Origin of the sequence: Bifidobacterium sp. (genome assembly GCF_051876855.1) — a bacterium.
Lineage (GTDB): Bacteria > Actinomycetota > Actinomycetes > Actinomycetales > Bifidobacteriaceae > Bifidobacterium.
In genome coordinates this window covers 92,226-102,979 of sequence record NZ_JBJEIH010000038.1, presented here as the reverse complement: position 1 = coordinate 102,979, position 10,754 = coordinate 92,226, and the positions used below count along the sequence as shown (strand labels likewise).

8 protein-coding genes and 1 pseudogene are annotated in these 10,754 nt (G+C 59.8%); 1 reads left to right on the top strand and 8 read right to left on the bottom strand.

The features are described 5' to 3' along the window. Positions 1–589: pseudogene (locus ACI38B_RS03445) on the top strand (hypothetical protein); the annotation flags it as partial. 1,113 nt (positions 590–1,702) lie between these two features. On the opposite strand, the gene pstB reads toward ACI38B_RS03445, so the two are convergent. The 8 genes from pstB to ACI38B_RS03405 all read right to left on the bottom strand — a co-directional run bounded on the left by pstB (position 1,703) and on the right by ACI38B_RS03405 (position 10,662). Further along, on the bottom strand, positions 1,703–2,482 hold the full coding sequence (gene pstB, locus ACI38B_RS03440) for a phosphate ABC transporter ATP-binding protein PstB (RefSeq protein ID WP_439729525.1): 780 nt from the start codon (positions 2,480–2,482) through the stop codon (positions 1,703–1,705). A 47-nt stretch (positions 2,483–2,529) separates the two neighbouring features. Then, positions 2,530–3,543 carry a phosphate ABC transporter permease PstA gene (pstA, locus tag ACI38B_RS03435; protein WP_439729524.1) on the bottom strand — a complete coding sequence of 338 codons (1,014 nt, stop codon included), beginning with the start codon at positions 3,541–3,543 and terminating at the stop codon, positions 2,530–2,532. Further along, the gene (gene pstC, locus ACI38B_RS03430; protein WP_439729523.1) at positions 3,540–4,493 is read right to left on the bottom strand and encodes a phosphate ABC transporter permease subunit PstC; all 954 of its coding nucleotides are present in this window, start codon (positions 4,491–4,493) and stop codon (positions 3,540–3,542) included. Before pstC ends, pstA begins: the two co-directional genes overlap by 4 nt. A 184-nt stretch (positions 4,494–4,677) precedes the next feature. After that, complete coding sequence (gene pstS, locus ACI38B_RS03425) at positions 4,678–5,811, bottom strand: phosphate ABC transporter substrate-binding protein PstS (RefSeq protein ID WP_439729522.1); 1,134 nt, start codon at positions 5,809–5,811, stop codon at positions 4,678–4,680. Positions 5,812–6,251: 440 nt separating this feature from the next. After that, entirely contained in the window at positions 6,252–6,956 is a 705-nt protein-coding gene (locus ACI38B_RS03420; protein WP_404440252.1) for a response regulator transcription factor, read from the bottom strand. Beyond that, positions 6,934–8,391, bottom strand: coding sequence for a sensor histidine kinase (locus tag ACI38B_RS03415; RefSeq protein ID WP_439729521.1), 1,458 nt, complete (start codon positions 8,389–8,391; stop codon positions 6,934–6,936). Before ACI38B_RS03415 ends, ACI38B_RS03420 begins: the two co-directional genes overlap by 23 nt. Positions 8,392–8,613: 222 nt before the next feature. Continuing rightward, positions 8,614–9,309, bottom strand: a complete 696-nt coding sequence (gene mtnN / locus ACI38B_RS03410) for a 5'-methylthioadenosine/S-adenosylhomocysteine nucleosidase (protein WP_439729520.1) — start codon at positions 9,307–9,309, stop codon at positions 8,614–8,616. 114 nt (positions 9,310–9,423) lie between these two features. Then, positions 9,424–10,662, bottom strand: coding sequence for a 3-deoxy-7-phosphoheptulonate synthase (locus ACI38B_RS03405; RefSeq protein WP_439729534.1), 1,239 nt, complete (start codon positions 10,660–10,662; stop codon positions 9,424–9,426). Between the last annotated feature and the right edge of the window lie 92 nt (positions 10,663–10,754).

The following is a 10,754-nucleotide window of genomic DNA, read 5'->3' as shown; positions in this document are numbered from 1 at the left end:
AGTAGCCACAACCCTGGCAAAGAACAATACTCCCCTCAGCAAGGAGTTGACGCAGCGACTGCGCGCCACACAAGCGCAGTTACAATCGCAGACTGCGCAACATCAGATTCCAGTTCAATCCACGGTAGTCGAGACCATCCGTAGATTCGTCAGTCGCACGGAACGCTACCACGGGAAAAAGGCATGCATCCGAGCCGCGCAATATATTGCTTGTGGATCGATGTCCATGCAGGAGACACGAGTACGACTTGCGCTGATCCAACATGGGCTGCCCCGACCCGATTGTAATCTTGTAGTCAATCTTCTGACCTTCAATTCAGGAGTGCCGTACACGCTAGATCTTGCATGGTCTGAAGCAAAAGTCGGCATCGAATATGACGGAGACCACCACCGCACCGATCGAAGGCAATGGCGCAACGACCACGAAAAACGCAATCGTTTGCAACAGAACGGGTGGCACATTTTCACCATTGACGCGGATACCATCAACACTGTTGACGCCCGGGCGCACTTTGCGCTCAATGTAGCGCGGGTGCTCAGCCAGCGCGGTGTCACCTCAGGATTCCGACCCATTGCGAAGCCGTTGTGAAGGAGAAGCGATCAAGCGCGGGGGCAGAATCCGCAGTAGATGCGAATGTTGCTGTTGCGCGGCAACAATGGCTGCACGGGAGGAGAAAATTCAAGCGACGCAGGCAGTCAAGCGAAGACAGTGGCAGACACTGGAGCGGGACTCCCGGGTGGATTCGCCAAACTAGTGCCGAGCTCCCGGGAGTTCTTGCAGATTCGCACAATGGTGGCTGAACTCCCGGGAGTTTAGGAGCGAGGACGCGTTTTACGACTCATGAGACAAAGAAAACGTTGGAATACCAACACGCCCCCAATGAGGGCAGTGGGAGTTTATGGCAAATCCGCGGAACAGCGACTAAACTCCCGGGAGTTTGATTGCCAAGACGAAATTCGGCACAGATGTGACAAGAAGAACGTTGAAATACCAACACGACCGGAATCACGGCAACGGGAGTTTACGGGTGAATCAGCGAATCGGACAAGAAGTCCCACGACGGCGCGGGCATGCCAGCCGCACGGGACAGACACGGGCAGAACAACAGATATACGCAGACGCACGCGGCACCGGAGCGGGATTTTATGGATGATTCACAGGGCATGGGCAAAACTCCCGGGAGATCATCCGGGACATGCGGATTCACAGGAGAAGTGACAGAGAAAACGTTGGAATACCAACACGCCCCCAATGAGGGCAGTGGGAGTTTATGGCAAATCCGCGGAACAGCGACTAAACTCCCGGGAGTTTGATTGCCAAGACGAAATTCGGCACAGATGTGACAAGAAGAACGTTGAAATACCAACACGAGAATAATTACGCCAATGGGAGTTTACGCTCCCAATCGCAAATCAAGCGAGAAGTCCCACGCCGATGCGGGAGAACAGTGTGGAAACAGAAGAACACGTATAAACTCCCGGCGAAGGGACGTCGGGCACTGAAGATTATGACGGATTGGCAGGATAGGCGATACACTCCCATGAATCGGTACAGCACAGCGGACGACCAGCGCCAATCAGGCGCAGGATGAAGGCCAACAGCGGATGTGGCCCCACGCTTTACGCGCGGGGCCACATTTTCCGGCCGGCAGAAGCCGGCTTGCGACAGCCACCGGGCCGTCGCTACGTTTCGGCTGATATATCAGCCGAAACGTCCAGATACGTACCGTTCGGCTTCTTCGTTTTGGGGGTTGTTGAACATCGTGGTCGTATCCGCGAAATACTCGAGATGACCAGGCTGGCCAACAGCCTTCAGGTTGAAGAATGCGGTGAAGTCGGCGATACGCGCCGCCTGCTGCATGTTGTGGGTCACGATCACAATCGTATACTCGTTCTTCAGCTCGTTGATCAAATCCTCCACGGCCAGCGTGGAAATCGGGTCAAGCGCGGAGCACGGCTCATCCATCAGCAACACCTGCGGATGCACGGCCACAGCTCGAGCAATGCACAGGCGCTGCTGCTGGCCACCGGACAGGCCCACACCCGGATTGTCGAGGCGGTCCTTCACTTCGTTCCACAGATTCGCGCCGCGCAACGCCCACTCGACCAGATCATCGGCGTCCGACTTGCTCAGGTGCTTGTTGTTAAGCTTCACACCGGCAAGCACGTTCTCGCGAATCGACATGGTCGGGAACGGGTTCGGGCGCTGGAACACCATGCCGACATCACGGCGGACAGCCACCGGATCGACATCCTTGTCATACAGGTTGCGGCCTTCCAGCAGCACCTCGCCCTTGACGTGAGCGCCGGGGATGATCTCATGCATACGGTCGAGCGTGCGCAGCACAGTCGACTTGCCGCACCCGGACGGACCGATGAACGCGGTGACCTTGTTCGGCTCGATGTTGATGTTCACATCTTCCACAGCGAGGAAATCGCCGTAGTAGATGTTCAGATTCTTGACATCAATACGTTGTCCCATTGTTTTCCTTCAGTTTGTTCCGGATTTCCGAAAACGATTGCATTCCGTCAGCGCTCGGTCTTCACCGCGAAGATGCGGGCGACCAGACGACCGATGAGATTGAGGATGAGCACGATCACGATGAGCACCAGAGCCGCGGCCCATGCGCGTTGCATCGGGATGTCGGTCACGCAGGACGCGTCAGCGGACGCGGGGCACGCGACCTTGAGCTTGCTGTACTCCTGGTAGACGTACACCGGCAGTGTGGTCATCTGACCGCTGAACAGGTTCACGTTCGTCGTGGAGATGTAGCCGGCAGTCATCAGCAACGGGGCTGTTTCACCAACCACGCGCGCAATCGCGAGAATCACTCCCGACACAATGCCCGGCAAAGCGGTACGCAGCACAATCTTCGTAATAGTCCGCTGTTTGGTCACACCCAGCGCGTACGAGGCTTCGCGCAAATCGTTCGGCACGATCTTGAGCATCTCCTCACTGGATTTGACGACCGTCGGGATCATCAGCAGAGACAACGCGACGGAGCCTTCGAAACCGTTGAATGTACCCGGGCCGACGAGAATCGTGAACATGGAGAACGCGAACAGGCCAGCAACGATCGAAGGCACTCCACTCATCACGTCGACCAGCAGGCCGATGGACTTGGCGAACTTGCCGCCACGAGAGTATTCGATGAGGAACACCGAGCACATGATGCCGATCGGCACCGAAATGACCAGCGCACCGAGCGTGATTTCCAGCGTGCCGATAATGGCGTGCTGGATGCCGCCATATCCACCGGACGCGGTCGGACGTCCACCGATCACACCGGACATGTTATAGGACAGGAAATTGAGATTCAGCCGCTGCAAGCCGTTGGCGATGGTCGTCCACAGCACGGAGAACAGCGGGATCAGCGCGACGATGAACGCAACCGAAATCAGGACCGCCATCCCGACGTCGCGACGCTTGCGGCGGGCGACCATGGAACGCGTGGGTTTGAACTTGTCGAAGTCGATAACCGGCGCGCCTTTCATCGGCGACTCGCCGGCAGCTTTCGCATATTCTTCCGAAGCGGACATCATGCGCTCACTTTCTGCGTGATCTTGCGGGCGATGAAGTTGACCACGAAGGTGATCAGGAACAGCACGAGGCCGGTGCCGATCAGCGTGGACACGCCCAGCGAGTTCGCCTCAGGATACTGGGCGGCGATATTCGCTGCGATGGTCTGGTTCTGCGACGCCTGAAGAATCTTGAACGAGTAATGCATGCCAGGCGACAGGATCATGAGGACAGCCATCGTCTCACCGAGGGCGCGACCCAAGCCGAGCATCGATGCGGACACGACGCCGGACTTTCCGAACGGCAGTACCGCAAGCTTGATCATCTCCCACTTGGTGGCACCAAGCGCAAGCGCCGCTTCCTGCTGCAAACGCGGGGTTTGCAGGTAGACATCGCGGGCCATGGAGGTGATGATCGGCAGAATCATGACAGCCAAGACTACAGCCACCGTGGCGACCGTACGGGCAGGGTTGGCAGCGGGTCCCTTGAACAGCGGAATCCAGCCGAGATACTTGGCAACCCAATTCCAGAACGGGTAGATGGCCGGCACCAGAACGATGCCGCCCCACAGGCCGTAGATAACCGACGGAATCGCCGCCAGCAGGTCGACAATCGTGCTCAGCGCGGTCGCCAATCCCTTGGGGGCGTACTGCGAGATGAACAGTGCGATGCCGACGGATACGAAGAAGGCGATGAGCAGGGCGAGCGCCGCAACCAGGATGGTGCCGAACGCAAGGGGTCCTACATATTGCCAGAAGTTATGCGCCTTACCGCCGGTGAACGACTCGATAGTCGCCTTGTTGGCGTTTTGATCGCCGCCGATGAGCGGCCAAGCGCGGAAGAAGAGGAAGAGAAAGACCGCGGCAAGCACGACAAGGATGAGGGCGCCGCACGCGAATGCGACCCATCTGAATACCTTGTCCGCTGCTTTACCGCCGACCGGCTGGTCGATCGTGGATTTCTCGGAACTCACAGGTTCTCCTTAAGGGCTTACGCCCGTAAATCGGGCACATGGTGGAACCGGCTTCAGGCCGCGCCCCGGCTTGAAGCTGGGCCGCGGCCTGAAATCGTTTCATCATTCCATTATCGATGATACCGTCTGACGGGCGTATCACGGACCGCCCGGAATCAGACCCGGGCGAGCCGTTCAGTGCGCGTCACTTGGTTTCGATCGCTTCGATCGACTTGGTGACCTTGGCGCGAAGGGTGTCGCTCATCGGGGCGGAACCGGCGTTGTCAGCGGCGACCTGCTGGCCGTCCTTGCTGACGACGTAGGTGAGCCAGGACTTCACGAACTTCGCGGTGTTGGCGTCCTTGTAGGCCGGGCACACGATGTCGTAGGAGACCAGCACGACCGGGTAGGCGCCGTCCGTGGTGGTGGTGTGGTCGAGCTTGACGACCACGCGGTTGTCACCCTTGGCGGAATCGTCGAGCGGCGAAGCGTCCACGACCTTGGCGGCTGCCTCAGCCGAATACGGGACGTACTTCTCGCCGACCTTCACGGCGACGGTGCCCAGATCGCCGGCCTTGGAGGCGTCGGCGTAGCCAATCGTGCCATCGGCCTGGCTGACGGTGTTGATCACGCCATCAGTGCCCTTGGCGCCCTGGCCGACCTCGTTCGGCCAGTTCTCACCCAGGTCGTAGCTCCAGGCATCCGGAGCGACATCCTTGACGTAGCTCAGGAAGTTCTTGGTGGTGCCGGACTTATCGGAACGGTGGACCACGGTGATTGCGGTGTCAGGCAGGTCGACCTTCGGGTTCTGCTGCTTGATTGCGTCATCGTTCCACTTGGTGATCTTGCCGTCGAAGATCTTGGCGATGGTCTCGCCATCAAGGTTCAGGTGCTTGTCCTTGCCGGAGATGCCCTTGAGGTTGAACACGATAGCGATCGGGGAAATGTAGACCGGGACGTCGAATGCGGTGCCGGAAGCGCACACGCTCTTCGACTGGGAAACCTCGTCATCGCTCAGCGAGGCATCGGAACCGGCCCACGCGGTGGCACCGGTGAGGAAGGTGCTCACGCCAGCGCCCGAACCGCTCGGGTTGTACGAAATCTTCGCGTCAGGATTCTGCTCCTGATAGCTGGCGATCCAAGCCTCGACAGCGGACTGCTGCGAGGAGGCGCCAGCGCCCTGGAACTCGCCGGAGATCTTCTCGGCGGCAGAGGAGGATGACGAGCTGGAGCTGGAGGTACCAGACGCAGGCTCGTTGTTTCCGCAGGCGCCAAGTGCCGCGATCATGGCGACACCGGAAACAGCGGCGATGGAACGTACAAGCAAATTCTTACGCATGTCTTCTAATCCCTCTGAACATTGCAACGGGCGCGATTGCGCCCTGTGCCTCGGGGCGTGTGCCCCGCATCATAAACATGGCACCTTTCCATTCATGACAATTCAAGCCTATGGGAGATTACGGGGTCTGCGGGCCAAATCAGGTGAACGGAAGATGAACTCTTGTCGATATCGTGGAGCTCGCCGCAGGATTGCGTCTCCAGCGACTCCTCACTCACGAGCTTCTGTCGACGCTGAGGGCGGTGTGAGCGTCGGTAGAAACAGTGTTACAACCTTCTGCCGACGCTCACGACACACTCAGCGTCGGCAGAAACAGGAATTGCACAAACTGGCTACGCTGGGGCCGCCTGTTGCGTAACCAGTTTGAGAGAGTACACAAACCAGCTACGCTGAGACCGCTACCACCGTAACCAGTTGGGGAAAGGCGGACGCGCGCGGGGTCACTTCGTGGGGTCGTCGATTTTGTAGCCCAGGCCGCGCACGGTCGTCAGGTATTGTGGGTGGGACGGATCGGTCTCAATCTTGGAACGCACGCGCTTGACATGTACGTCCAGCGTCTTGGTGTCGCCGACATAATTCGACCCCCAAATACGGTCGATCAGCTGGTGCCGCGTCATGACACGTCCCTTGTTCTGCATCAGATATTCAAGCAGCTCGAATTCCTTGAGCGGGAAGAACACATCCTGCCCGCGCACGGTGACCTGATGCTCGCCCACATGCATGGTGATATCACCGCAGACGAGCGCAACATCGTCATCCTGCGCACCGGACGCCTGTTCCACTGACTGATTGCGCCGCAGCACCGCACGGATGCGCGCCAACAACTCGCGGAACGAATACGGTTTGGTCACATAGTCATCCGCGCCGATTTCCAGCCCGACGACTTTGTCGATCTCCGCGCTTTTCGCGGTGAGCATGATAATCGGCACGCGGCTCTGCTCACGGATGCGCCGGCACAACGCAATCCCGTCGATGCCTGGCAGCATCAGGTCGAGCAAAACCAGGTCGGCGCCGCCGCGAGTGAACAGCTCCAAACCTTCCTCACCGGTTTCGGCGGCCTCGACATCATAACCCTCGCGAGTCAGCTGATAGACCAACGGTTCTCGATAGGATTCCTCATCTTCAACGATCAGAATGCGTGTCATGCTGTTGTTCTGCTCCTTGCTGTTCCATCTGTCCCGTCTCTACGGCCTGTCCATCCGTCCGCGCCTTAGACGGCGACTGCCCGGTAGCCCGGACGGAGGAATCGGCAGCCGCTTGGCTGCTTGCGGACGCATCATGATCGTCGCCACATGCCAACGGAAGTTCAATCGTGAACGTCGAGCCGCTCCCCTCATGCGACCACGCTGAAATCGTGCCGCCGCACTCCTCGACGCAATGCTTCGTAATCGCCAGTCCGAGCCCGGTTCCGCCGGTATCGCGCGACCTGGCAGGATCCACGCGATAGAAGCGCTCGAAGATACGATCCAGCGACTGCTCAGGAATGCCTATCCCCTGGTCGATTACCCGGATAGTCACCGTCCCTTCGGCGTCATGCCGCGCGATATCAGCGGTGACGGTCGTTCCCTCGGGGGAATAGTGAATCGCATTCTCAATCAGGTTCTTGACCGCCGTGGTCAGCGCACGGGGGTCCACCCTGATGAGCGCCGGACCGCCGGCATGCGTCACACGGATATCGATATGCTTGTGCTCGGCCTGCACGGCGTTCTGCTGGGCGGCGTCCTTGACCACATCCAGCGCGTCGACCTGCCGGGCGGAAGCAATGCCGGCCGTGCTTTCCGCGCGTTGCAGCTCGATCAGACGCTGGACGAGATTGGTCAGACGTTCTGATTCCTTCGAAATCCGGCCCGAGAAATAACGCACGGCATCCGGGTCGTCGGCCGCGTCGGTGATGGTCTCGGCAAGCAGCGATATCGCCCCGGCCGGCGTTTTCAGTTCGTGCGACACATTCGTCACGAAATCGCGGCGCATCATTTCAAACCGGCGGCGTTCGCTGATATCGCGTATAAACACGGCCACACGGTTCCCATCGATCGGCCCTGCGTGAATCATGAGATGGCGCGTGTGCGTCGGGCTTGCCATCCCCGCTTTGACACCGCGTCCCGGCCGCTCACCTTCGCCAAGCAGCTGCCGGCTTTCCAAGGTGATTTCGCGGTCCCGAATCTGCCCGTCCGCCGCGACCATCGTCGCAATCTGCGCCATGTCGTCACTGACGAATTGACCGTCTTTGACGACGGCGAGCGCTTCTGCCGCGGGACTGACATAGCGGATATGCCCCTGACCATCCGCAATCACCAGCATGTCAGGCATCATCTTGATGAACTGTTCCTCCGCCTGACGGACCGTTCCGCGGCCGAACACGCTCTGTTGCCGAGTGAAGCCGCCGACACCGTTCGATCGGGTGGCAGGCCCCTTGGCGGGTTCCTCTGCCGGATTGCCGTTCGTGCCAGCTCCAGATTCGCCCGCATTATGCCGGGCCTGTGCGCTCGCGCGGCGTCCCCAACGGTATCCAAGCAGGACGGCGAGCGCCGACACCGCGACCACAACGATCACGGCGATGGCCAATTGACGTGCGTCCATCGTTCCTCCCTGTGCCGCAGTCGCGGCGACTCCATGTCAAGCGTAACCTCACGGACGCTTTGGCATACCCGAGTTTGACTGAAGTTCGCCTGCTGTTCATATTCGCCGCCGAATCCGCGGCTGCGCTGTGTCGTGCACGGGCACCCTTGCGGCTTTATCGGCGCTGACCATCGAAACAATGTGCGCAGCCGCCTGCAGACGTTACAAGCCGCTTACAGCCGCTTACAGCCGGCGCACGATGTCGACGGCAAGGCGGGCGGCGGTATCCGCGTACTCGGAGATGTCAAATTCCTTGAACACTTCGTAATCGGTGTCCGCGTTGTCGCTCAGCGCGCGAATCACGAGGGCGGGCACGTCGTTGCGGGCCGCGACATGCGCGACCGCGGCACCTTCCATCTCGACCGCGTCGGCGCCGGTGGTCTCCCGCACTTCCTTGACTTTCTCGGGTGAATCGACGAAATAATTGCCGGAAGCGATTGTTCCGACGACATGTTTGATTCCGGCCGCATCAAGTGCCGCCGAGGCGACGTCCAACAGGTGGACATCGGAATGGAATTCCTCGGTTTTCGGCTTCCACTGACCGACCAGGCGCATGTCGGTGTCAAGATAGCGCAAGGTGCCGCCGAGGACGACATCGTTGATATGCAGGTCGCGGTTGAGATTGCCGGCGATGCCGGAGAAAATCACGGCCTGCGGATGGTAGGTGTCAATGAGGTACTGGGTGGTCGCGGCCGCGTTGACCAGACCCATGCCACCGACGGTCGCGGCGACACAGACCTGCTCGCCGGCGTTCGTGGTCAGGGTGCCGTGCGCGACGTCGAGACTCGCTTCACGGCGGTGCTCCACGTGGTCCAGCGACGCGGCGATGAGCGCGACTTCCTCGTCCAATGCCCCGATGATGGCGATGGTGGTGGTCATTGTTGTTCCTTTGCTCTTGTATGTTGCGTTGGTTTGATGTGTTGGTGCGTTGACGCGTTTGTGTTGTACCGTCACGACGTGTTGGTGTGTTGGTGCGTTGACTTGCCGCCCGGCTCACTCGTTCCAGCGACGTTGCGCGACGGCTTGCGCCAATTCACGCAACAGTTGTTCGGTATCGGGCCACGACAGGCAACGGTCGGTGATGGACTGACCGTAGACCAGCTGATTAAGCGGGGCGGGCTTCTGGTTGCCGCCCTCAAGGAAACTCTCCATCATCACACCGGTGATGCCGCGCTCGCCCCGGGCAATCCGCGCGGCGATATCGCGTACGACCTGTGCCTGACGATGCTCGTCCTTGCCGGAATTGCCGTGCGAGCAATCGACGATCAACCCATGCGCCGCCGCGGAATCAGCAGGCAGCATCGCACGGATGTCCGCCATCGCCCGCGCGACGGATTGCGCATCGTAGTTCGGCCCATGGCCCGAACCGCGCAGCACCACATGGCAATCGGGATTGCCAAGCGTTTCGACAGCGCTCGCGCGTCCCAGATGGTCGATGCCGAAGAATGTGTGCTGTTGGGCGGCCGCATAGCACCCGTTGACCGCCGCCTTGACAGATCCGTCCGTGGCGTTTTTGAAACCAACCGGCATAGACAGGCCGCTAGCCAGCTGACGGTGAATCTGGCTTTCCGTGTTACGGGCGCCAATCGCACCCCAGCTGATCGCATCGGCAATGTACTGCGGCGATGTCGGCTCCAGGAATTCGGTCGCGGCGGCGAGCCCGGTGTCCAGCACGCTGAGCAGCACGCGGCGGGCGAGCAGCAGCCCTTTGCGAATCTGATGGCTGCCGTCGATGTCAGGGTCGTTAATCAAGCCCTTCCAGCCGATGGTCGTGCGCGGCTTTTCGAAATACACGCGCATGACAATCAGCAGCTGGTCATCCAGCTCGTCTTTCAGCGCGGACAGGCGGTGCGCGTAATCAAGCGCCGCCTTGGAATCATGGACCGAGCAGGGACCGACAATGACCAGCAGACGGTCGTCCTGCCCATACAGGCACGCCCGGATTTCATCGCGCGAATAGGCGACGAGATTCTCCGCCTGCTGCGACAACGGCAGCGACGACAGCACTTGCGCCGGCGTAGGCAGCGGCTCGAGTTCAAGCACACGGCGGTTGATAATGCGGCTGACACCGACCTGATCCTCCCAGCGCGGAACATCCGTCGCTTCCAAAGGATTCTTGCCTTCGCTGATTGCTTCGTGGATGGCGCGCAGATCCTCCGGCGAATTCAGCGGCTGCTGGCCGACGTGCAAAGGATACGCCGCTTGCTGCGACGCCTCCTGGCTGTCCGGCATGCCTGACGGCTGCCCTGATGCCGACGGTGTTCTCGGATCCTTTTTCTGGTCGTTCATCATGCCCTTTCGTCCATACTGACTCAAGCATAACG

Coding starts and splice junctions, on each gene's coding strand:
- pstB (WP_439729525.1), bottom strand. CDS start 2,482: ATGGGACAACGTATTGATGTCAAGAATCTGAACATCTACTACGGCGAT.
- pstA (WP_439729524.1), bottom strand. CDS start 3,543: ATGATGTCCGCTTCGGAAGAATATGCGAAAGCTGCCGGCGAGTCGCCG.
- pstS (WP_439729522.1), bottom strand. CDS start 5,811: ATGCGTAAGAATTTGCTTGTACGTTCCATCGCCGCTGTTTCCGGTGTC.
- ACI38B_RS03420 (WP_404440252.1), bottom strand. CDS start 6,956: ATGACACGCATTCTGATCGTTGAAGATGAGGAATCCTATCGAGAACCG.
- ACI38B_RS03415 (WP_439729521.1), bottom strand. CDS start 8,391: ATGGACGCACGTCAATTGGCCATCGCCGTGATCGTTGTGGTCGCGGTG.
- mtnN (WP_439729520.1), bottom strand. CDS start 9,309: ATGACCACCACCATCGCCATCATCGGGGCATTGGACGAGGAAGTCGCG.
- ACI38B_RS03405 (WP_439729534.1), bottom strand. CDS start 10,662: ATGCCGGACAGCCAGGAGGCGTCGCAGCAAGCGGCGTATCCTTTGCAC.